Annotated in this window: 21 protein-coding genes; 7 read left to right on the top strand and 14 right to left on the bottom strand. The window is 42.7% G+C overall.

The genetic code is table 11. The annotated features are described in order from the left end of the window. Positions 1-148: 148 nt before the first annotated feature. Positions 149-1,507, top strand: coding sequence for a bifunctional UDP-N-acetylglucosamine diphosphorylase/glucosamine-1-phosphate N-acetyltransferase GlmU (gene glmU, locus F0226_RS11825; RefSeq protein WP_171735832.1), 1,359 nt, complete (start codon positions 149-151; stop codon positions 1,505-1,507). 240 nt (positions 1,508-1,747) lie between these two features. After that, positions 1,748-3,361 carry a diguanylate cyclase gene (locus F0226_RS11820; protein ID WP_171735868.1) on the top strand — a complete coding sequence of 538 codons (1,614 nt, stop codon included), beginning with the start codon at positions 1,748-1,750 and terminating at the stop codon, positions 3,359-3,361. Between the two features lie 66 nt (positions 3,362-3,427). Here the strand turns inward: F0226_RS11820 and punC are convergent, their stop codons facing one another. After that, the gene (gene punC, locus F0226_RS11815; protein WP_171735831.1) at positions 3,428-4,639 is read right to left on the bottom strand and encodes a purine nucleoside transporter PunC; all 1,212 of its coding nucleotides are present in this window, start codon (positions 4,637-4,639) and stop codon (positions 3,428-3,430) included. A gap of 159 nt (positions 4,640-4,798) precedes the next feature. On the opposite strand from punC, the gene punR reads away from it, so the two are divergent. Beyond that, the gene (punR, locus tag F0226_RS11810) at positions 4,799-5,713 is read left to right on the top strand and encodes a DNA-binding transcriptional activator PunR (protein WP_171735830.1); all 915 of its coding nucleotides are present in this window, start codon (positions 4,799-4,801) and stop codon (positions 5,711-5,713) included. Positions 5,714-5,822: 109 nt separating this feature from the next. Here punR and ilvA read toward each other — a convergent pair whose 3' ends face one another. The 5 genes from ilvA to ilvG are packed head-to-tail and all read right to left on the bottom strand — an operon-like array spanning position 5,823 to position 12,147. After that, a complete protein-coding gene (gene ilvA / locus F0226_RS11805; protein WP_171735829.1) occupies positions 5,823-7,370 on the bottom strand; it encodes a threonine ammonia-lyase, biosynthetic in 1,548 nt (515 codons plus the stop codon). Positions 7,371-7,373: 3 nt separating this feature from the next. Continuing rightward, positions 7,374-9,215 (bottom strand): dihydroxy-acid dehydratase, encoded by a 1,842-nt coding sequence (gene ilvD / locus F0226_RS11800; protein WP_171735828.1) that lies wholly within the window; start codon positions 9,213-9,215, stop codon positions 7,374-7,376. A 19-nt stretch (positions 9,216-9,234) separates the two neighbouring features. Further along, complete coding sequence (locus tag F0226_RS11795) at positions 9,235-10,203, bottom strand: branched-chain amino acid transaminase (protein ID WP_171735827.1); 969 nt, start codon at positions 10,201-10,203, stop codon at positions 9,235-9,237. Positions 10,204-10,214: 11 nt separating this feature from the next. Next, a complete protein-coding gene (gene ilvM / locus F0226_RS11790; RefSeq protein WP_137375409.1) occupies positions 10,215-10,499 on the bottom strand; it encodes an acetolactate synthase 2 small subunit in 285 nt (94 codons plus the stop codon). Between the two features lies 1 nt (position 10,500). Next, positions 10,501-12,147: an acetolactate synthase 2 catalytic subunit gene (gene ilvG, locus F0226_RS11785; RefSeq protein WP_171735826.1), complete on the bottom strand. Its 1,647-nt coding sequence runs from the start codon at positions 12,145-12,147 to the stop codon at positions 10,501-10,503. A gap of 470 nt (positions 12,148-12,617) precedes the next feature. Between ilvG and F0226_RS11780 the strand changes: the two genes are divergently transcribed. After that, positions 12,618-14,141: a YifB family Mg chelatase-like AAA ATPase gene (locus F0226_RS11780; protein WP_171735825.1), complete on the top strand. Its 1,524-nt coding sequence runs from the start codon at positions 12,618-12,620 to the stop codon at positions 14,139-14,141. A gap of 70 nt (positions 14,142-14,211) precedes the next feature. Here the strand turns inward: F0226_RS11780 and F0226_RS11775 are convergent, their stop codons facing one another. The 4 genes from F0226_RS11775 to ccoG form a co-directional block, all read right to left on the bottom strand. Further along, positions 14,212-15,165, bottom strand: a complete 954-nt coding sequence (locus F0226_RS11775; protein WP_171735824.1) for a DUF2860 family protein — start codon at positions 15,163-15,165, stop codon at positions 14,212-14,214. A gap of 243 nt (positions 15,166-15,408) precedes the next feature. Further along, positions 15,409-16,008, bottom strand: a complete 600-nt coding sequence (locus tag F0226_RS11770; protein ID WP_171735823.1) for a thiol:disulfide interchange protein DsbA/DsbL — start codon at positions 16,006-16,008, stop codon at positions 15,409-15,411. 71 nt (positions 16,009-16,079) lie between these two features. Beyond that, a complete protein-coding gene (locus tag F0226_RS11765) occupies positions 16,080-17,066 on the bottom strand; it encodes a serine/threonine protein kinase (protein WP_171735867.1) in 987 nt (328 codons plus the stop codon). A gap of 47 nt (positions 17,067-17,113) precedes the next feature. Continuing rightward, the gene (ccoG, locus tag F0226_RS11760; RefSeq protein WP_171735822.1) at positions 17,114-18,532 is read right to left on the bottom strand and encodes a cytochrome c oxidase accessory protein CcoG; all 1,419 of its coding nucleotides are present in this window, start codon (positions 18,530-18,532) and stop codon (positions 17,114-17,116) included. 164 nt (positions 18,533-18,696) lie between these two features. Between ccoG and F0226_RS11755 the strand changes: the two genes are divergently transcribed. After that, positions 18,697-18,861: a hypothetical protein gene (locus F0226_RS11755; RefSeq protein WP_171735821.1), complete on the top strand. Its 165-nt coding sequence runs from the start codon at positions 18,697-18,699 to the stop codon at positions 18,859-18,861. Positions 18,862-18,865: 4 nt separating this feature from the next. On the opposite strand, the gene F0226_RS11750 is transcribed toward F0226_RS11755, so the two are convergent. Beyond that, entirely contained in the window at positions 18,866-19,129 is a 264-nt protein-coding gene (locus tag F0226_RS11750) for a YihD family protein (protein WP_137375403.1), read from the bottom strand. A 139-nt stretch (positions 19,130-19,268) separates the two neighbouring features. Further along, complete coding sequence (locus F0226_RS11745) at positions 19,269-19,436, bottom strand: hypothetical protein (RefSeq protein WP_171735820.1); 168 nt, start codon at positions 19,434-19,436, stop codon at positions 19,269-19,271. A gap of 281 nt (positions 19,437-19,717) precedes the next feature. Here F0226_RS11745 and F0226_RS11740 point away from each other — a divergent pair, with 281 nt between their 5' ends. Continuing rightward, on the top strand, positions 19,718-20,509 hold the full coding sequence (locus F0226_RS11740) for a sporulation protein (protein ID WP_171735819.1): 792 nt from the start codon (positions 19,718-19,720) through the stop codon (positions 20,507-20,509). 132 nt (positions 20,510-20,641) lie between these two features. Next, positions 20,642-21,295, top strand: coding sequence for a hemolysin III family protein (locus F0226_RS11735; protein ID WP_171735818.1), 654 nt, complete (start codon positions 20,642-20,644; stop codon positions 21,293-21,295). Between the two features lie 92 nt (positions 21,296-21,387). Here the strand turns inward: F0226_RS11735 and F0226_RS11730 are convergent, their stop codons facing one another. Both F0226_RS11730 and F0226_RS11725 read right to left on the bottom strand, forming a co-directional pair. Then, the gene (locus tag F0226_RS11730; protein WP_171735817.1) at positions 21,388-21,951 is read right to left on the bottom strand and encodes a DUF3157 family protein; all 564 of its coding nucleotides are present in this window, start codon (positions 21,949-21,951) and stop codon (positions 21,388-21,390) included. 9 nt (positions 21,952-21,960) lie between these two features. Beyond that, positions 21,961-23,406, bottom strand: coding sequence for a TrkH family potassium uptake protein (locus F0226_RS11725; RefSeq protein WP_171735816.1), 1,446 nt, complete (start codon positions 23,404-23,406; stop codon positions 21,961-21,963). Positions 23,407-23,423 lie beyond the last annotated feature (17 nt).

Raw genomic sequence — 23,423 nt, 5'->3', positions numbered from 1 at the left:
ACCTGAGGGTCGCCTTTTTGCATTTTTGGGGTCTCAAAATGCTCTTATACATATAATTAAATGGTTAAATTATCATTGCGATTTAATTTGTTAGCCAAAAACGGTTACAATATCGGCTTAATAAAAAATAATGTTGGATAGGTTTACAATGAAGTTTAGCGCGGTAATTCTCGCAGCGGGCAAAGGCACTCGCATGTATTCAAACACACCAAAGGTTCTGCACACGCTTGCGGGTAAGCCGATGGTGAAGCATGTTATCGATACCTGTAACGGTTTGGGTGCACAAAATATTCACTTGGTCTACGGCCATGGTGGTGAACAGATGAAGTCTACGTTAGCGAGCGAGACTGTTAACTGGGCTCTACAAGCTGAACAGTTGGGTACTGGGCACGCTGTTGATCAGGCATCTGAGCATTTCGCTGATGATGAGAAAGTACTTGTGTTATATGGTGATGTTCCACTTATCTCACCTGAAACCATTGAAAACCTCTTAGATGCTCAGCCAAATGGTGGTATTGCACTGCTTACCGTCGTGCTAGACAACCCTATGGGTTACGGTCGTATTATTCGTCGTAATGGTCCTGTTGTTGCGATCGTTGAGCAAAAAGATGCAACGGATGAGCAGAAGCTTATCAAAGAGATCAACACTGGCGTTATGGTTGCGACTGGTGGTGACCTCAAGCGCTGGTTGTCTGGCTTAAGCAACGACAATGCACAAGGTGAATACTACCTGACTGACGTTATCGCCGCGGCTCACGATGAAGGTCGTGCTGTTGAAGCCGTTCACCCGGTAAGCCCTATTGAAGTTGAAGGCGTTAATGACCGTTCTCAACTAGCTCGTTTAGAGCGTGCTTACCAAGCTGAGCAAGCAGACAAGTTATTGAAGCAAGGTGTCATGCTACGTGATCCTAGCCGTTTTGATTTACGTGGTGAATTACAATGTGGTATGGATGTTGAGATTGATACGAACGTTATCATTGAAGGCACTGTTAGCATTGGTGATAACGTAGTTATTGGTACTGGCTGCGTGCTAAAAGACTGTGAAATTGACGACAACACCATCGTTCGCCCTTATAGCATCATTGATGGTGCGACAGTCGGTGAGGATTGTACGGTTGGTCCATTTACTCGTCTTCGCCCTGGTGCAGACATGCGTAATAATTCGCACGTAGGTAACTTTGTTGAGGTGAAAAACACTCGCTTAGGTGAAGGTTCTAAAGCTAACCACTTAACTTACCTTGGCGATGCGGAAATCGGTCAACGTGTGAATGTTGGTGCGGGTGCTATCACTTGTAACTACGATGGCGTAAATAAATTTAAGACCATCATTGGTGATGATGTGTTTGTTGGTTCAGATAGCCAATTAATCGCGCCTGTTACGATTGGTAATGGTGCTACCGTTGGTGCTGGTTCGACAGTAACTCGTGATGTTTCTGAAAATGAACTCGTTATTAGCCGTGCTAAAGAGCGCAAGATCGCAAATTGGGCGCGTCCAACTAAAAAATAGATTAAACATAAATCTGACTAGAGCTAAAAATTTAGTCATTTATTGTATTAAAAGCCAGTAACTTTGTTGCTGGTTTTTTTTGTAAGCAATTTCTGATAGGAAAATAATCTATTTCGTAATTGTATTTTGTTGGAAGATTGTTACTATTCAGGTTGGTATTCTGTAAGTTGAATTGGATGCGCCGTGAGATTAGTCGACAAAAAATGGCAAACTTTGCCAATCGTTATTTTATCTTTTTCAATGCTGGTGGGCTTATATGGCTTTTACATCACATTAGAAAAATTGGTTGTAGAAAACGAGCGTAATCACCTAATTTCGTTGATGTCTGACGTTGTATATGAGATGCGTGAAGACAGTCAGTCATTTACTGAAACTCTTGATGTTGATGATTATATTGGTGATTTGACCCAAGCAAACACTAGCTTGAGAATTCAAGTTATCAATCCTGATGGTGTTGTCATTGGTGATACCGATCTGTCCGATCACGCATTAGCCAGCGTGGAAAATCACAGTGACCGTCCTGAATTTCAACAAGCTTTAGAAATTGGCATTGGTAGTGATGTACGTTTTAGCACTGTGACGTCTGTAGACCGAATTTATTATTCTCGTCAAGAGTCTATCAACGGGCAAAACTTCGTTGTCGTCATTTCATCCCCTATGCATCAGTTAAAACAAATGAATTTCCAGTTGATGGGAATTTTGATTGGTATGGTATTGCTTAGCTTGAGTTTCTTGATTGGTACGTCTTATGTGAGTAATCGACAGATCACTCATAAAGTTGAAGAAGAACAGAAAAAGCAAGATGAGCGTATTCGACAGAGAACCCACGAAATTGAATTAATGCACCGTTTAGCAAATATGCTCGCAGCATGTAGCAATATGGTTGAAGCTCAGAAAATTGTTGCGGATATTTTGCCTCGTATGTTGGGGAGTGTGAACGGCAGTGTGTCTTTGATGCGTTCTTCGCGTAACCAATTAGTGACTCAATTAGATTGGGGAGAATCTTGGCCTGGAAGCCAGAGCTTTGCTCCTGAAGAGTGCTGGTCTTTACGTAAAGGGCGAGTTCATCAGTCAAATGATGACTTTCACTCCCTCTCATGTGAGCATATGTCTGAAATAGAAAACAACCAAACGATATGTATTCCACTGACTGCTCACGGTAATACGATAGGTATTATGCACTTGTACTTTGGTCAGGGTGATATTGAGATTGATCCCATTGTCGAACAACTGGCTTTCAGTGTTGCTGAGCATCTAGGTCTTGCATTAGCCAACTTAAGCTTACAAGAAAAACTACGCTCTCAAGCTCTTAGTGATCCTCTTACAGGGCTGTTTAATCGTCGTTTCTTTGAGCAAAAACTGACTGAACATGTGATGAATTCAGCTACGAGTGAACAGCCGCTTTCATTGCTGATGCTCGACTTGGATCACTTTAAGCGTTTCAACGATAACTTTGGTCATGATGCTGGTGATTTTGTACTTAAAGAAATCAGCGCATTACTGAAAGGCAGCGTCAGTGAAGATGAGATTGCTTGCCGTCTAGGTGGGGAGGAGCTTGCTGTTCTACTACCACATTACACGATGGCTGAAGCCACTGACTTTGCAACAAATCTATGTGATGCTGTTCGTTCCATGCACTTAGAACATAAAGGGTTGTCTCTTGGTCAGTTAGGTGTTTCGATTGGTGTTTCGACTTACCCTAAACCAGCTTCTGATATGGAATCATTAGTGAAAATGGCTGATAACGCCTTATACATGGCAAAGGATATGGGAAGAAGTCGAGTGGTTAACTATGATGAATACAGCCGGAAAAAAGCCCCGACTTTAGAAATCATTGAGTCTGATTCTAAGTAGAAATAAAAAGAGCGAGTAATACTCGCTCTTTTTATTTTCGATACAGCTTATTTAGCGGTTTAAGCTCTAGTCTTGGTTTTCTTCGAGTACAACTCGAGAGTTATCTGGTGTTGTGAAGTGCTGTGATAATTCACGGTTTGCCACAATGTAGCCAATCCACAATCCCATTAAACAAATCACAATTGTCACACCTGTAACCTGTAATGCGCTGCTAGCCATTGCTGCAACTAAGCCACTTGCGATACTACTGATACAAATTTGTAAGCTGTTCTGAAGACCAGCTGCCGTCGCAGGGCTTTGTTTTGCGCTAGATAGCGCTCGGTTCACAACGATTGGGTAAAGAGCACCATTAGCCACTGCAATTAAGCAGAAAGGTGCGAGTAAAGGCCAAATTGAAGTCAGCTCCCATTGTGAAGCGACAAAAATCAGCAGTGTTGAAACACTAAATAGCCCTACTAAGTGTTTAAGAACGCGTGAATCTCCAAACTTCTTAACACCAACTTTACCTAAGTAGCCACCTACCATGAATGCAATCGTCTGTGGAATGAAACTCAAACCAATATCTTTTGCTTCATACCCTAGCTTAGCCATAATTTCAGGCATTCCTGTAAGGTACGCAAAGAACGCTGCCGATGCAGAAGCAAACATTATTACATTGCCTAGGTAAGATTTAGACTTCAGCAGCGACTTAATGTCATTACTTACTGATGTTTCTCTTACTTCTGGTTTTTCGTGAGGCTGAGCCATTGTGGTGGCAATCAGTAGCGCACCCATTAGCGTCAATACAATGAAGATACTATGCCACCCGAAAGTATCCGCTAATAGAACCCCCAGTTGAGGTGCTAGTGCTGGAGATAAAGCCACAAGAGGCATGATGGTTGCAAAAATTTGTTGGCTGCTAGACGCTGAATAACGCTTGATCACCATCGCTTGCCAGATCACCGCTGGAGCACAGACTCCAATGGCTTGTACAAAGCGTAATGCAAGGAGTTGCCAGACCTCAGTACTGAACGCTAATCCAAATGATGCAAGAGTGAATAGCGCTAAACCGGCTGCAAGTGTATTTCTGTGACCATACTTATCGCTAGCAAGTCCCCAAAGCAGTTGACCTAAAGCCATACCGACTAAAAAGACAGTTAAAGAAAGTGCAATTTGTTCAGGGCCGGTAGCAAAATCAATTTCCATGATTTTGAAGGCAGGAAGGTACATATCAGTGGCGATAAAACCGAGCATAGATAATGCAGCAAGATAAACGAGTTGAAACTTGGAGATATTCATAAGGTGCCATGAGCTTAGATAACTTAGTTTGTTATCAAATTTATTGTTTAAACAAAGTAGTATTAACCCTTTGTATTCTGTGTCTCGTATTCTATTTTTAGCTTTAAATAAAATAAAACGTTAAAATATGTGGTTATCAATCAAAAAATTTGAAGGCTTATGTTTTCTAAATCCTCTCTAGAAATGCTCGATACTGTGGCTCGGCTTGGTAGTTTTACTGCGGCGGCTGAACAATTGCACAAAGTTCCCTCTGCGATCAGTTATGGGGTCAGGCAAGTTGAACAAGATCTTGATGTGATTCTATTCCGCCGTTTACCAAGGAAAGTTGAATTGACGCCTGCTGGTGAATTGTTTATTGAAGAAGCTCGAGCTTTATTGAGGCAAATGGAAGAGGTGAGAGCACAAACTAAGCGTGCGGCTAAGGGGTGGAAAAAAACACTAAGGCTGACTTTAGATAACGTGGTTAAGCTAGATAAAATGAAACCAATGATAGAGGAGTTTTATCAGACGTTTGATTTTGCTGAGCTGCAAATCAATATGGAAGTCTTCAATGGATCTTGGGAGGCTATCGCGCAGGGGCGGGCTGATATTGTTATTGGAGCGACATCTGCTGTGCCTGTGGGGGGGGATTTTGAAGTCAAGGATATGGGGCGTTTAGATTGGGCGTTTGTTATGTCGCCAAGTCACCCTTGTGTACGAGAGCAGCAATTGACTGAGGAGTTTGTGAGTCAATTTCCAGCAATCTGCTTAGATGATACTTCTAGCGTGCTACCCAAACGTCACGCTGGTCATTATGCTTCCCAGAGAAGGCTTCTATTACCTAATTGGTATAGTGCGATTGAGTGTCTGAAGAATGGTGTAGGGGTGGGTTACATGCCAAGGCATATTGCGGCACCTATCATTCAGCAAGGCTTGCTGGTGGAAAAAATCCTTCCTGAAGAAAGCCCTCAAAGCCAATGTTGTTTAGTGTGGAAAAAAGATGATAATCATAAGCTTATTGAGTGGATGGTTAATTATTTAGGTTCGAGTGAACAACTTCATCAAGATTGGTTAGAGCACCGAAAGGTTGTTTAAACTCAGGTAAATGATTAAAAAAGTGGTTACACGAAATAGTATTCGAAAAGAAAAAGAGCGACATAAATTCGCTCTTTTTGATATTTATAGAAATTATCGTTAATCGATCTTATGACAAGAAGAACTGATAAGAAGGATTATCGGTTTCATCTTTACATTGATAGCCCAACTCACGTAAGTGGCTAGAAAAAGTGATTAAGTCATCATCACTCAGCTCAAAACCACACAGCACTCGACCATAGTCAGCACCGTGGTTACGATAGTTGAAAAGGCTAATATTCCAGTGTGTACCTAGAGTGTCTAAGAACTTTAATAATGCTCCAGGGTACTCAGGAAATTCAAAGCTGTATAAACGCTCTTTAATTGGTTTTGAAGGCTTGCCACCGATCATGTAACGAACGTGCAGTTTTGCCATCTCATCATCAGACAAATCAACAACTGGGTATCCACCATCGCGAAGATCAGTGATGATGCCATCTAGCTCTTCTTGTCCGCCTTGTAAGCGTACACCGACAAAAATATTCGCTAGGCTGTCATCGTTGTAACGATAGTTAAACTCAGTGACAGCTCGCCCACCAATGATATTGCAGAATTCTAAGAATGCCCCTTGGCGCTCTGGAATCGTTACTGCAAGTAAACCTTCACGTTTTTCGCCAAGCTCACAACGTTCAGAAACATAACGCAACCCATGAAAGTTGGTATTTGCGCCTGACAAAACAGTACTTAGCTGTTTGTCTTTCAGTTGATTTTGCTCTGCAAATTTCTTCAAACCAGCTAAAGCAAGTGCACCAGAAGGCTCTGCGATGGCACGAGTGTCTTCGAAGATATCTTTTACGGCCGCACAAATTTCATCGCTGGATACCGCAATATGTCCATCTAAGTATTTCTGACAAAGGCGGAATGTTTCTTCACCAATACGCTTAACTGCCACACCGTCAGCAAACATGCTGACTTGGTCTAAAACGACAGGCTCACCAGCATCTAATGCTGCTTTTAGGCAAGAAGAATCTTCGGGTTCTACCGCAATGACTTTAATTTCTGGCATTAATTGTTTGATAAGAACAGCAACCCCAGCCGCTAAACCACCACCGCCAACAGGCACAAAAATGTAATCTAGATGCCCATTTTGTTGGAGCATTTCCATACCGATTGTGCCTTGACCTGCGATCACTAAAGGGTGATCGAAAGGAGGAACAAATGTGTAGCCATGCAATTCAGATAAACGTTCAGCTTCGGCTTTTGCTTCATCAAAGTTATTACCGTGCAAAACGACATTACCACCAAAGCTGCGAACCGCATCCACTTTGATATCTGGCGTCGTTTTCGGCATTACAATTGTGGTTTGAATACCAAGTTTCGTACCTGATAACGCCATACCTTGAGCATGGTTGCCTGCTGATGCTGCAATGACGCCAGCCGACTTTTGCTCATCAGATAAGCTCGAAACCATGTTGTAAGCGCCGCGTAATTTAAACGAATGCACTGGCTGGCGATCTTCACGCTTTATTTGAACTTGGTTGCCAATACGAGCCGCTAAACGTGGCATCTCTTGAAGAGGTGTCACGATAGCTGCTTCATAGACAGGAGCGCGTAGGATCTGGCGCAGATAATCTGCACCAGTTTGTTTTAGCTCCTTTTTAGGGAAAGCGTCGGTCATTGGCTAGCCCTCTAGTTTGGACTTATCACGTACTGCGCCTTTATCTGCACTGGTAGCCATGCTTGCATAAGCTTTTAGTGCAAATGATACTTCACGTTGACGGTTAACTGGCTTCCAACCTAGTTCATCTTGTTTTGCACGACGTGCTGCTAGTTCATCGTCAGAAATATCTAGGGAGATTGAACGGTTTGGGATATCGATAGTGATGATGTCGCCAGTGTTAACCAGACCAATCACACCGCCACTTGCTGCTTCAGGAGAAGCGTGACCAATCGATAGACCCGATGTACCACCAGAGAAACGACCGTCAGTTAGAAGCGCACAAGATTTACCCAGCCCCATCGATTTTAGGTAAGTCGTTGGGTAAAGCATTTCTTGCATGCCCGGACCGCCTTTAGGACCTTCATAGCGAATCACAACGACTTCACCGGCTTTCACTTTCCCGGCTAAGATGCCTTCTACAGCAGTATCTTGGCTTTCAAAAACAACAGCAGGACCTTGGAATTTAAGGTTTTCTTCATCAACACCCGCAGTTTTAACGATGCAGCCATCAACAGCGATGTTACCCGAAAGAACGGCTAGACCACCTTCTTGGCTGAATGCATTTTCTTTAGTGCGAATACAACCTTCTTTACGGTCGTCATCAAGACGGTCCCAGCGGCAATCTTGTGAGAATGCTTTGGTCGTACGAATACCAGCAGGACCTGCACGGAAGAACTTAAGTACAGCTTCGTCTTCTGTTTGCATGATGTCGTATTGAGCTAACTGTTCTTGCATGCTTAAGCCAAGTACAGTGCGAGTTTGGTTATTAAGAAGACCTGCACGGTCAAGCTCGCCAAGAATCGCCATTACACCACCAGCACGGTGAACATCTTCCATGTGGTATTTAGGTGTTGAAGGCGCAACTTTACACAGGTGCGGAACGCGGCGTGACATCTCATCGATATCGCCCATGTCAAAGTCAATCTCACCTTCTTGAGCCGCCGCCAATAGGTGAAGTACGGTGTTACTTGAACCACCCATTGCAATATCAAGCGCCATTGCATTATCAAATGCCGCGCGATTCGCGATGTTACGTGGCAGTGCTGATTCGTCATCTTGCTCGTAGTAACGTTTAGTTAGATCAACAATGCGTTTGCCGGCATTGATGAATAGTTCTTCACGGTCTGCGTGTGTTGCTAGCATAGAACCATTACCTGGCTGAGATAGACCAAGCGCTTCAGTTAAGCAGTTCATTGAGTTCGCGGTAAACATGCCAGAACAAGAACCACAAGTTGGACATGCAGAACGTTCTACTTGCTCACTTTGCTCGTCTGAAATTGTAGGATCGGCACCTTGGATCATCGCATCAACAAGATCGAGTTTGATTATTTGATCAGAAAGCTTAGTTTTACCCGCTTCCATTGGTCCGCCTGAAACAAAGATCACTGGGATATTAAGACGCATTGCTGCCATCATCATTCCCGGAGTAATCTTGTCACAGTTTGAAATACAAACCATGGCATCCGCACAGTGTGCATTAACCATGTATTCAACTGAGTCTGCGATAAGTTCGCGTGACGGCAGTGAGTACAGCATGCCGCCGTGACCCATTGCGATACCATCATCCACTGCGATGGTATTAAATTCTTTGGCGATACCGCCTGCTTTTTCGATTTCACCCGCAACCAGTTGACCCATATCTTTAAGGTGAACGTGACCAGGTACAAACTGTGTGAACGAGTTTACAACGGCAATGATTGGCTTACCGAAATCATCATCTTTTACGCCAGTTGCACGCCATAAAGCGCGCGCCCCAGCCATGTTGCGTCCGTGAGTAGTTGTTGCTGAACGATAGATAGGCATTGCATTAAATCCTTATAAATTACTTGGCTGCTGGCTGTTGAGTGTCTTTAGCTTGGTTTTCTGGGTAAACGTAATCTAACCAGCCCCATTTATCTTCCGTGGTGCCATTAAACAAACCAAAGTAAGCCGCTTGAACTTTAGTTGTAATAGGACCTCGTTTTCCTTCGCCTACCGTAATTTTATCTACGCTGCGTACTGGTACAATTTCAGCCGCTGTGCCAGTCATAAATACTTCGTCTGCAAGGTATAGTGCTTCACGAGCAATATTTTCTTCACGAACCTCATAACCCATTTCTTTTGCTAGCGTCATGATGGTATCGCGAGTGATACCAGGAAGAATGGCACTGGTTGCTGGTGGCGTTGAAAGTATGCCGTTACGAATAACAAAAATGTTTTCGCCAGCACCTTCAGAAAGGTAGCCATCAACGCTTAGTGCAATACCTTCATCGTAACCATGGCGACGAGCTTCACCGCCAACGAGTAGTGAAGAAAGGTAGTTACCACCAGCTTTAGCTGCTGTTGGGATAGTATTTGGAGCGGCGCGGTTCCAACTTGAAATCATGGCATCAACACCGTTCTCTAAAGCCTCTTCACCAAGGTAAGAACCCCATGGGAAAGCGGCGATGATTAGATCCATTTCAGTGTTCTCAGGAGGGCATACACCCAACCCAACATTACCAACAAAACCTAGAGGGCGAATATACGCAGAATCTAACTTGTTCTGACGTAATGTTTCACGCGTTGCTTCCATGATTTCTTCTTCCGTGTATGGAATAGGGAAGCGATAAATTTTTGCTGAATCTTTTAAGCGACGTGCGTGTTCAGGGTGACGGAAAATAACCGGACCTTTTGGTGTGTTGTAACAACGAACACCTTCAAATACTGATGTACCGTAGTGCATAGCGTGAGTCAAAACGTGAACGTTCGCTTCAGCCCAAGGAACCAATTTACCATTAAACCAAATAAAATCTGCTGTTTTAGCTGTCATGCTTGCTTTCCTTATGCACTAATTTTTTGTTGTAGGTTGTTGTTTGGTAACTCATTACGGCTAATGGTAATCACATCAACGGTACGCACATCCCATAGCTTTTCAATTTGATTAACTAAGAAAGAAATCGGGCGGTCACTGTCGACAATAATTTCAACGCTCGCGACTTTGCTTTCATGGTTTTGTGTTCCTGCTACCTGTTTAACAATAAAACCACGGTGACGAATAACTCGAAGAACACGTTCCAACAGTACTGGCTTATCATCAGCCTTAATGTCTAATAAATATCTTTCCATGTTATGTGTTCTCCAACATATCACTGTTCGATGCACCTGGCGGTACAAGAGGCCATACGTTTTCTTCTTCATCGATCAATACATGAAGTAAGTAGGCAGTTTTACTTTCCAACATTTCTTTCAATGCTGGTTCAACTTCTTCTTTGCGTGTGATGGTTTTTCCTGGGATATCAAACGCTTTCGCAAGCATGACGAAGTCAGGGTTATCATCCAGAATTGTTTCACTGTGGCGGCCATCAAAAAACAGTGATTGCCATTGGCGAACCATGCCTAAACGTGAGTTATTTAGTAGTACCATTTTTACAGGAATTTGGCGGCGTTTCAGCGTGCCAAGTTCTTGTACGTTCATCATGAACGAACCATCACCTGAGATTAGGATTGATTGGTCATCTGGACGACCAACCGATGCGCCCATCGCAGCTGGTAAACCAAAGCCCATCGTGCCTAGACCAGCAGAGGTGATGAAGTTTTGAGGATCGCGAGGCTGAATATGTTGAGCTGCCCACATTTGGTGTTGACCAACATCTGTCGAAACTATTGAGCTTTCAGGCATCATGTCTGACAGTTGCTTTAGAAGCTTAGGAGCAAAAATTAAGTCGCCAGGGTGATCGTAGCGCCATTTGAACGAGCTACGTAAGCCTTCAGAGTGATGCACCCAAGACGAAATATCTTGTGCCAGCTCTAGCTGAGGTAGCACTCTATTGATGTCGCCTCGAACAGGGGCATTAGCATGACGAAGCTTACCTAACTCAGCTGCATCAATATCAATATGGATAACTTTAGCGAGGGGAGCAAAAGTATCAAGCTTGCCAGTTACTCGGTCATCAAAGCGTGCGCCAACTACAATCAAAAGGTCACTTTCTTGAACAACAAGGTTTGCGGCTTTCGTGCCGTGCATGCCTAGCATTCCAAGGTAATGAGGGTCATCACGTTCAATCGTTCCTAAGCCCTTCAAGGTGCTCACTGCCGGCATAGGGTTTAATCGTAAAAACTCACGAACAGATTCAGTGGCTTTCGCTAATTGAACGCCACCGCCGACATAGAGTACAGGGCGAGTAGCTTGAGAAAGAAGGTGTTGAGCGGCATCAATCGCTTCTTGTGGGGCAACTGGAAGCGCTGGTGGTGTAAATTCAGGAAGAACTTCTACAGGAGTTTGAGCAAGCTGAACATCTTTGGCGATATCAACAATGACCGGACCAGGACGACCCGCTTTGGCTACTTCAAAAGCCTCTGCTAGTGTTGGTGCTAAATCCTCAATGTCAGTGACTAGGTAGCTATGCTTGGTACAAGACAAAGACATACCAATCACATCCATTTCTTGGAATGCATCAGTACCAATGTGAGTACTTGCGACTTGACCTGTGATAGCAACAAGAGGGATTGAGTCCATGAAAGCATCAGCCAAGCCTGTTACTAGGTTGGTTGCACCAGGTCCAGAGGTTGCCATGCATACTGCTACATCTTGCGTTGCTCGGGCCATACCAATGGCAGCCATAGCGGCACCTTGTTCATGGCGGCAAAGAATATGCTCAACTCCACCGTCGTATAGAGCATCGTAGATGGGCATAATCGCGCCACCTGGATAGCCAAAAACGGTTTTAATTCCTTGTTGTTTTAATGCGGATACGACCAGTTCTGCGCCTTTCATCGTAAATCCTCCGAATTACCTGTGCTTTGGTAACTTTTTGCTTTTTCATTGCACATCTTGTGCTCCCATTCTTCCTGTCTAACGGCATAGCCGAAAATGCTTCAAAATAAAAAATCAAATATATAAATTACAAAAAACCCCCGGACTTTTCAGTGCGGGGGTTTTTTAAAATTTGTGGTTACCTTCTAGCCACTCGCCCCCGCGTAGTCTTAATAATGACTACGATGACCAGGTTAATCAGTGCGTAAATACGAGCGTTAAATGTCATAAATTGTTCGTTCTATCTTTTATTGTCTTATGTGAAGGTCTACATCTCTAGTGTTATCACACAAATCTGCTGTATGACAAGCAAAATGTCATTCTTTTTTCACATGAACACAGCATTCCACCACGCTATATAACATCTCTATAGCTTTGATCATCAATGAATATCAGAGTGAATACTTTTAAATCAATAACAAAGGAATTGTATGGGTCTCGCGATAATTCATAGCCGAGCAAGTGTTGGGGTGGAAGCGCCCGAAGTGACGGTTGAAGTGCACATTAGCAATGGTATGCCAGGTTTTACTTTGGTCGGTCTTCCTGAAACTACCGTTCGAGAGGCTAAAGACAGAGTAAGAAGTGCAATCATAAACTCGCGCTTTGAATTTCCGGCTAAGCGGATCACCGTTAACCTCGCTCCTGCCGATTTACCGAAGGAAGGTGGACGGTTTGATTTACCCATAGCGTTAGGGATCTTGGTTGCTTCGGATCAATTGCCACATTCGACATTAGCGGATTCAGAGTTTATTGGAGAACTTGCATTATCAGGGGAATTAAGACCCGTTAAAGGCGTCCTTCCTGCTACTTTGGCGGCGGATAGAGTTCAACGTGTCTTAGTCGTTCCTCATGCCAATGGCGATCAAGCCGCCTTAGTTGGTAAAGGGCAGCACAAGTCTGCACAAAGTTTATTGGAAGTTTGTGCTGATATATGTGGTCAGCAAGCTTTAGGTTTACACCAAACCGCTCAAACGGTGTCGGATGAGATATCGTCACGAGACTTACAAGATATTATCGGTCAGCAGCAAGGAAAACGCGCCTTAGAAATTGCGGCGGCAGGTAATCATAATTTACTTTTTCTTGGTCCTCCCGGTACCGGTAAAACCATGCTTGCCTCCCGGTTACGTGACTTATTACCTGAGATGAATGATCGAGAAGCTCTGGAAACTGCGTCTGTTGCCTCATTAACTCAGCAAGAAATTAACCAGCATAATTGGAAGATGCGCCCATTTCGTTCTCCGCATCACTCAAGTTCGATGGCTGCTTTAGTCGGTGGTGGGTCTATCCCAAGACCTGGTGAAATATCTCTGGCTCATAATGGATTGTTGTTTTTGGATGAGATGCCTGAATTTGACAGAAAAGTTCTCGACTCTTTACGGGAGCCATTAGAGTCCGGTGAAATTATTATTTCGAGAGCGGCAGGTAAGACTCGATTTCCCGCTAGGTTTCAATTGGTGGGGGCATTAAACCCTAGTCCTACTGGCTACTATGAGGGGAACCAAGCCAGAGCCAATCCACAAATCATTTTGCGTTATTTGAATAAACTATCAGGACCTCTTCTGGATCGTTTTGATATGTCATTGGAAATTCCGCTATTGCCTAAGGGTATGCTCGCGGAAGGTGGGGATAGAGGTGAAACCACCGAAGTTGTTCGAAAGAGAGTGGCGTCAGCAAGAGAATTAATGATGAGGCGCAGTAATAAATCCAATGCGTTACTGGGTAGTCGTGAAATTGATAAATATTGTCCCTTACAGCGTTGTGATGCTGAGTTTTTGGAAAGTGCTTTACACCGTTTAGGTTTATCCATTCGGGCATATCATCGAATCATTAAAGTGGCGAGAACCATTGCTGATTTGGAAGGGTGTGGTGATATTGAAAAGAAACACTTAGCCGAAGCTTTAGGATACCGCGCTATGGATAGATTATTGAAACAGTTAACGGCGCAGTCTGTTTGATAAAGAACGATTAAAGCCTGGTAGATCTAGGCTTTAATCGCAATCATTTATGTGGAAACTGAACTAGAGGTTAAAATTTGTAGTTAATACCAACTGAGACTAGGTATTCTGATTCATCATAGAAGGTAATATTTGATTGGCTTGTGCCATAACCAGCTAATGAAATGAAAGCCCAATTTTCCCAATCCATAAAGTTATCGTACTCATAAGCCGCAAATAAATTGTATTTATTATCACTGCGCGTCTTGTCGTAAATAGGATTCGTAGCATCATAGCTTCTACGGCTATAGCCCGCAGTTAATGCTAATTTATGGCGGTTAATCGCTTTAAATAAGCTGACTTCAGCGCCTATTTCTTCAAACGAGCTTGCCTTACCATCCGCAGATGTGGATTGGTAAGTGATAGAAGGAAGCAGAAGGGTCGTTCTATTTAAAGGTTGTCGATACTGCCCTTTGAGGTAAACAGTATCGGCATCTCGTTTAAGTTCATCGATAACGAGATCATTTTCAACGTCTTTGGTCGCATACGCCATATCAAGGCTGAAATTGGAACCAGCGATACTCTCTAGTTTTAATCGGAATGCATTACCAGTTTCATCTGTTTCTGTTCTTGGACCGGTTGTTAAATAAGGGTCAGCCCAAGTTTCGCCTGACATGATAGTTGGTAAGAAAGAAGCGTCGATCACCATACCTGACTCTAATTGGTATTTATAACCCAGTTCGAGCACAACAGTACCTGTAGCAACATCATCACGAGTGGTACCGGTATAAACTTGATGATTGAGTTGTTCACCGAAGGTATAAGCGATATTACCGAGAGGAGCGACAAGGAAAGTACTTTCTTCAGAGGCACTTTGATTGACTGATGTTAAGTTTTTGTCACCGTCAGTGTTGAAGTTTGATGTTGAAGAAGCCATGCCTGCGTTAAGAGATATCTCTCCGCTGAACCCAGCTTCATCTGAAAGCTGAGCGAGTGCTGGCATTGCCATTATACTCGTTGCTAGAAGTGTGTATTTTAGTTTCACTCGTGAGTCTCCTTGACCGAATGATTAGTGATAACACGTAGTGTCTATAGAGGTCACAGTAACAAAATGGTTCACTGTTTTTTACATTTAGAATACCTTTGAAACTCTATATTGAGATCTTGGTGGTGACCAGCACTAAATGGTTAAATATGGTCATGCCTCAGTTTTAGGATTAGGATCTAAAAAGGGAGCCGTTTGGCTCCCTTTTTGATTTTATGTTGTGTTCTTTTTTTATCGCGAGGCTTACTTCTTCAGTAGGAAGTTAACCAACTCAATGTACTCATCTGTTGTGTTGATGCCTTGAGCTTGAACTAGGTAGCGATTATTCACGAGAACGGCAGGAACACCTGAAAGTCCACTGTCTTTAAAACCTTTATCGAAACGACGAACCATAGAATCTATCGCAAAACCGTTGAAAGCCGCGTCGTATTTCTTCGCATCTACACCTTCATCTAAGAAAATTTGGCGAAGCTCTGCATCGTCTTTAGGTGCTTTACGCATAGTGTGAATACGGTTAAATAGCACAGGTGTCATTTTGTCTTCAACTTTCAGTGCGATAGAAGTCGCGTAAGCCTTGCTGAGTGACTTACCCATGTTACCACCCATGAAAGATACATGGTTTTTGTGCAGTTTTACGCCTTCTGGAAGTTGTTGTTTTAGCTGTTGAATAATTGGCTCAAAGCTATGACAGTGTGGGCAATAGAATGAGAAAAATTCAGTCACTACTGGCTTTTTTGAAGGTTCAAGGTCTAACGTTTTGTAATGTTCGCCTTCATTAAACTTAGCCGCATGTGCAGAAAGGCTAAGCAATACAAGTGAGAAAAATGCGAGCAGCTTTTTCATTATTCAATCTCCATTATTATTTGAATTTTGTTGGTGCTTATTAGCTGTTTATTTTTGTGATAAACGCTCTATTACCATTGTGGCATTAATGAGAGCGGTGGTTCTTGTAGCGTGGCTAATTGCTCTTTACAAGCAAGAACCTGGCTTTCCCAGTATTTTGGATCATTAAACCAAGGAAAAGCGAGCGGGAAAGCAGGATCGTGCCATCGTTTTGCTAACCAGGCCATGTAATGCACCATTCGTAGACCGCGCAGTGGTTCAATTAGTTTCAATTCGGCAGTATTAAAATCACAAAACTCTTGGTAGTTTTCCAGAATAATATCGAGCTGCATGAGCTTATCTTGGCGTTCACCATTTAACAGCATCCATAAATCCTGTACAGCGGGGCCATTTCTCGCATCGTCGAGATCCACAAACATTGGACCATCACGCCATAGTATATTCCCTGGGTGGCAATCACCATGAAGGCGAATATTGTTATGATTATCATCCCACTGAGATTCTAGTGCTTTGATCAGTAAATCAAGGTCGTTGAAAAATACGTTTTCTAGATGCATAGGAATGAAATTAGAATTCTCTAGAATTTTACGTGGTTGATAAAGGTATTCATCGAGGCTTAAAGTCGGGCGATGTTGAAAAACTTTACCAGCACTTGCTTTATGAATGCGCCCGAGGAAACGTCCAACGCCTTCCAATTGGTCGAGGTTGTCTACCTCATATTGACGACCACCCACACTTTCAAATAAAGCAAACATGTAGCCTTGGTATTCATGTAATGTCGCACCATTTATGATCATTGGTGGGGCAACTGGTAATTCTTGTTCAATCAACTCAAGAGCGAAGTCATGTTCTTCTTGAATTTGTTCCTTGCTCCAACGCTGAGGGCGGTAGAATTTCACTACATAGCGCTTTTTGTCTTCATCTGAAAATTGATAAACACGGTTCTCATAGCTATTAAGGGCAAGAAGACCAGATTCGGCGCGGACGCCAATGCTTTCAAGGGCGTACCACATGAAGTCGGGCGTTAAGTTATCAAAGTTAAAGGCTTGCATAGTCATAAAATAAAAAAGGCTCATTACTGAGCCTTTTTCCGTTAATTGTGCAGTTACAGCTTCTTAATAAAGCGGCTTTCTACTTCAATGGTAAATTCTTCACTATCAGAGAGTATAAACTGAATTGTAGAAACCGGTGAGCTGAGTTTTTCAGGGTCAACTCCTAAGCTTATTGGTAGGTTCAATACTTCACCTGGTTGCACTTTTACTGATTGTTTTCCGTACCAAGTGACATTAGGTATACCTTCTACATCGAATGTGTATTCTTGAAGTTGCTGTGTTTTATTAATGATTTTAAGTGTGTAAGTGTTCTCAACAAAACCTTCATTGTTCATTCTAAACAATTGGTTTCTATCTCTTAGTACACTCAGACCCGCAGGATCAACACTGGCTATTTGAACGAAGAACAAGCCAATCATAATTAATAATATAGCACCGTACCCTAGCAGTTTAGGACGCATGACTTTCGTGTCGTGACCATCAAGTCGATGCTCAGTTGTGTAATTGATTAGGCCTTTCTCATAGCCCATGCGATCCATTGTTTTATCACAAGCATCAATACATGCGCCGCAGTTGATGCATTCATATTGCAAACCATCACGGATATCTATCCCTGTTGGGCAGACCTGAACACATAAATTACAGTCAATACAGTCACCAAGACCTAATGCTTTTGGATCCGCTTTACGAGAGCGCGGCCCTCGGCTTTCACCGCGTTTAGGGTCATAACCAACAATGAAAGTGTCTTTATCAAACATAGCGGATTGGAATCGAGCGTATGGACACATGTGTAAACATACAATCGAACGCATCCAACCAGCATTGGCATAAGTACAGCCCGCGAAGAATAGAATCCAAAAAGCCGGCCAGAATGAGGCATTAAAGGTAAAGAAGTCGACGACTAGTTCTTTTACTGGGATGAAGTAGCCAACAAACGTGAAGCCGGTGGCAAGAGCTATGGCTATCCAAGCTAAGTGTTTAAGTGTTTTACGCATTAACAAGTTGGGGGTGAGCTTCCCTGAATCTTGTTTTCTCCGTTTGTTAGCGGCACCTTCTAGTTTCTCTTCAAACCAAATGTACATAAATGTCCAGACGGTTTGAGGGCAAAGATAACCACACCACACTCTGCCTAAAAATGTCGTAATGAAAAAGAGAGCAAAAGCCGCGATAACAAATAGTATGGCGAGTAAAGTCAGATCTTGTGGGTATAAAGTAGTACCAAAGAAATTAAATTGTTGGCTACCGATATCCAATAAGATCGCTTGTCGTTCACCAAACGGGATCCATGGAATAAGGGCAAAAAGTAGCAGTAGAAACCAACCGCCATAGCGACGAAGCTGTTGGAATTTACCTTTACTTTCACGTACGTAAATACGGTTACTTGGGTTAAATCGATCTCCGTTACCTTTATGTGTCTTAGGGTTAAAGGTTTTAGGAGTCACATCTTTGATATCGATTTTATCCTGACTCATGGGATATCCTTTTTGTGGCATTTGGTGCCATTTCTTATTGATAGCACTCTACGACATTGCTTTGAAATAATGATTTTTAAGTAAATAGGGTAATCAAAACCTACGATAAATAACGAAGGGTCGATATTTAGCGCAGTTCATTACTACTATTTTAGAAGATTCTTATGGATGGCGATTATAACGGCAATATTGTTCTAATTTCTTTAACGCTATCAACCTTTAACAACAAAACTCATAACAGTTGTGATGAAAAAGTAGCGAACAGAAACAAAAAAGCGACCACTAAGGTCGCTTTCGGGTTTGATGCAAAGCTAGATGATGAGCTTTGAAGAATTAAATAATGCCTCGAGCTTTTAAAATCGCTGTTTTAAAGTCATCTTCTTGATCTTTTTTAAGACCTGGAATCATGTCGTCTTTTTGGCTGTTACGCATTTTTAGATGATAGATCAGTACGTCATCGGTTAGATCTTCAAGTTTACCTTCGTAACCGGCTTCTTGTGATAGCTTGATGATAAATTCGAGCAAGTTCAGTTCTTGGTCTTTCTGCCATTCAGGCTCCATCAGTTCCAATAACTCTTCAATTCGATGGCACTTCATGCTGATTTCTCCACAATATTTATAATGATTTTTGCTAAAGGTAACAAATCAGGTCGGGAATACCAATGTAGGAGAGTGAATAAAAGAAAAGTGGGAAAGTGCAGAAAAGAAAAAAGCGCAGTAAACACTGCGCTTTTTGTTAAGCGGCTTGAGTAACTTTTACTGAAGCAGGTGCTAATAAAGCAGTCTTTTCCACTAAAGTCATTGCAGGAGCCATTTTCTTTGCCGTTGGAGCAGTGACAAAGCCACTACGACGACGCATCGCACTACGGTTGGTGTGCGAAGACCTGACAGCTGTTGGGCGCATTTTTTACCTAACGGTCAGGCATATCCATTGCCAATCTAATGGCCTGAATAACCATGAGTTGAGCTTCAATTGCTTGAAGTTTGGCTCTTCTGGCTTTCGCCAATCCAAATGATTAATCAGGATAATGATATGCATGCATATCAAGAATAGATTATCACTATCTGACCCTCCGATCGACCGTTGGATAATAAAGCATCACAATTCGAGCTAAAATAGTAAGAGAAATAGATTTGAGTTTGATCCTATTTCAGGCTTAAGATGATGTTTTAAAGGAGGTGCATATGTCGTTCTTCAAGAAAACGTTAGCCAGCTTTGGCATTGGATCTGCAAAAGTAGATTCAGTTTTGCAACAGGAAGTACTTTACCCCGGCGAAAAAGCCAACATTACTGTACATGTTTATGGTGGCTCTCAAGCGCAAGAGATAGATAACATCGATCTCAATTTGTGTTGTCGTTATATAAAAGAAATGCCAGTTGATTCAAATGGACGTGAAAGTTCTCAAACTCGCAGAATGCACCAAACCTACTCTTTGGTGAAATGGAGCCTACCTTACGCGTTTACCATTCAACCTGGCGAGACTCGTGATTTTGAATGCGAGTTGGATGTCCCACTCAATACTCCTGTCACTATTGGTGATGCCAAAGTTTGGTTGGAAACGGGGTTAGATATCGCGATGGCAGTTGATCCATCAGATAAAGATATCTTAACGGTTAGACCTGATAAATTGCTTGATGGCATCCTTAGTGAGTTAGAAGAACAAGGACTTCGCATCCGCCAAGTGGAGTGTGAAGCCGTGGATGGTTTCGAGCTTCCTTTTGTCCAAGAGTTTGAATTTGTTCCAACGACAGGACCTTACCATGGGCGTTGGAGAGAGCTTGAAGTTGTGGCTCATCGAAGTGAAACTGAACTGCAATTATGGTTTGAGATTGACCGAAATCGTCACGGCGCCAAAGGTATGCTAGCCAGCTTACTTGGTATTGGTCAGTTAAAACGACAGTTAAGTTTACCGCTTGATACTCCTCCTGAAGAAGCCGGCAAGCGAGTGATTGAATATCTAGAGTCGGTTTCCTAGCTGATTTATAGTTTTTGGTATGGCTCACTTGAATGCTTTAGTTAACTTTGAATCTGTCATTTATTTAAGCTTACACGTGTAAGCTTAATGTGTAATACTAGATTAAATATTCGATTAATCTAGTAGGTTTTTATGTCGGTCTCATCAGCAAGTGAGTACTGTGAAAAAGAAGAACGCGCGAATGCTATCACTCATGGGTTAGGGGTAGTACTTGGTGTTGTTGGCTTAATTCTTTTACTTATTCGGGCGTATTCCTTCGAAGCTGATGCTTTAACTATGGTCAGCATGGTGGTTTATGGCAGTAGCATCATTTTATTGTTCCTTGCTTCAACGCTTTACCATTCCATCACTACAGAAAAAACCAAACGTTTACTCAAAACACTCGATCACTGCGCTATCTACTTGTTAATTGCAGGCAGTTACACCCCTTTCTTATTAGTTGGATTACGCACCCCTTTGGCTATGGGGCTAATGGCGGTCATCTGGTGTATCGCACTTTTTGGCATCATTATGAAAATTGCATTCGTCTATCGGTTTGAGCGCTTATCTTTGGTGACTTACTTAACGATGGGTTGGTTATCTGTGATTGTGATCTACCAACTGGTGAAGACTATTGATATTGGTGGGGTGATATTACTGGCGGTCGGGGGTGTTATTTATTCGTTGGGCGTTATTTTTTACGTGAAAGATCGTATCCCTTATAACCATGCTATCTGGCACTTGTTTGTACTGGCAGGATGTTTCTGTCACTTCCTCGCAATTTACTTGTACGTTGAACCTGTTTAAGTAAGGTTTAGTTCATTTGTTTAGAAGTTCATTACTTCATTGCTATGAGGGTTCATATCAACGAAGTAATGAATGGAATTATGAAATATAAATTAACGTGTCACAACGCTCTCGATATCCACTTCAATTCGATATTCGGTGTACTGCTCAACATCGACAATGAGATCTTTACCTTCAGCTGCGGTTTGAGGTCTTAAATAAGTGTCAGCCAAGCGTTTTATCGATTTCCATGTGTCAATATTGCCTTCTTGTAAAAGCTCACCAGTTGGTGAATAGATAGCAAATGTTAAGGTGACTAATACAACCGCTTGAGTGCTTTGATTCGTTAATGACACAGGAAAAATGAGTTGCCCATCTTCATACAAGCTTGTCCCAACAAGTACATCCACTCCTGATTTTGATAGCTGTAAACTTGGCTTATTATCACCGACAGTAACAGTGGTGCCTTTCATGGCTTGCTGAACGACAGGAATAGCTTCAAATGTTGTTGCTTGTTCTGCGCTGATGGAAGTTTGTTCTACACTGGTGTAAATGTATTCCCAAGTAAAATCATCTTTTAAGCGAACTTGCTTTCCATCTTGTAACGTTACTGTTTGTTCAGCCATCACGGAAGATGAAAGCAAAGTGAAAGCCAGTAATGTGTTCCAACGTGTCATATCAATTCCTTAGCGTCGCCAAAAGGCGGGGAAAAAGAGTACCAAAATAGTTAAAATTTCTAAGCGGCCCATCAACATTCCTACACTCAATAGCCACTTTGCCGCGTCTGGTAATGGGGCAAAGTTGCCCGTTGGACCAATAACGCTGCCCATTCCTGGGCCAACATTTGCCACTGCGGTAATAGCACCTGAAATGCTGGTTACAGGATCTAGCCCCATAGCGCTGAGCCCGCCGGCGACTAATATTATGGTGATGAAGAACATTAAGCCGAATGCAACGAGTGATCGCACAATATCATCGTTCACTGGTCGCTGATTGTAGCGCTGTACAAAGACACCGGAAGGGTGGATGAGTTTCATCATTTGTTTGTGCAGTAATGTCATGGCTATCTGGAAACGGAAAATTTTGATGCCGCCAGAAGTCGAACCAGAACAAGCGCCTGCCATCATTAAAAATGCAAAGAGAGTAGTGGGTAATGCGCCCCATGCTGTGAAATCTTCTAAACCAAAGCCTGTTGTTGTAACTACCGATACGATGTTAAACATCGAAACTCTCAGGGCGTCGAGTACGCTGTAGCCATCTCTAATTACTAGCCATGAAGCTATAATGACGCTTGAGGTCAGGAATAAAATCGTGAAACCACGAACTTGCGCGTCTTTATAAAGAGGTGCCATTTTTTTATTTCTAAGCACACTGACAAAGAGTAAAAACGGTAAACCACCTAAGAACATGAAGATTGTACCTACCCAATGTGCACTATTGGAGAAGTGGTTCATTGAGCCGTCAGATGTTGAGTAACCACCAGTAGAAAGAGTGGTAAAGGCATGGTTTATTGCATCAAATAGGTTCATCCCAGCGAGCAGATAGCTGACTAAACAAAGCCCAGTTAGCACAAGGTAAACCCCCACAATGTTCTTAGCGACGGTCTTGGCTCTTGGGCTGCTTTTATCGGACCAATCGGAAGATTCGGTTTGGAATAGTCTCATTCCTCCAACATTGAGCATCGGAAGTACCGCTACTGCCATTACGATGAAACCGATTCCTCCTAGCCATTGAAGAATGGATCGCCACAATAAAATGCTCGGTGCCATGGCATCTAGCCCGCTGAGCACGGTTGAACCGGTTGTCGTAATGCCAGACATAGTTTCGAAGTAGGCATCGGTAAAGCTAATATGATTAATGAAAACAAAAGGTAATGCTGCGAATGCGCTGGCTATCGTCCATACAAAGGAGGTAATCAGGAACATATCACGCACCCCAAGCCGGAATGTTGCAGTACGACCTAAACTGAGGCAGATAAACGCCACAATATGTGTAATGGCAACAGATTTCCCAAACTCAAGAAAGCCTCCTGTGCCGGTAAAGAAAGCGACAAGAGTGGGGATATACATAAACAGGGCTAGTTTTGAAAGCACTAGCCCGATCACTAATAGTATGGGACGAAAGTTGACCATATGAGCTCGCCGTAAAA

Origin of the sequence: Vibrio sp. 99-70-13A1, from assembly GCF_013114625.1 — a bacterium.
GTDB lineage: Bacteria > Pseudomonadota > Gammaproteobacteria > Enterobacterales > Vibrionaceae > Vibrio.
This window is presented reverse-complemented; position numbering and strand designations above follow the sequence as displayed.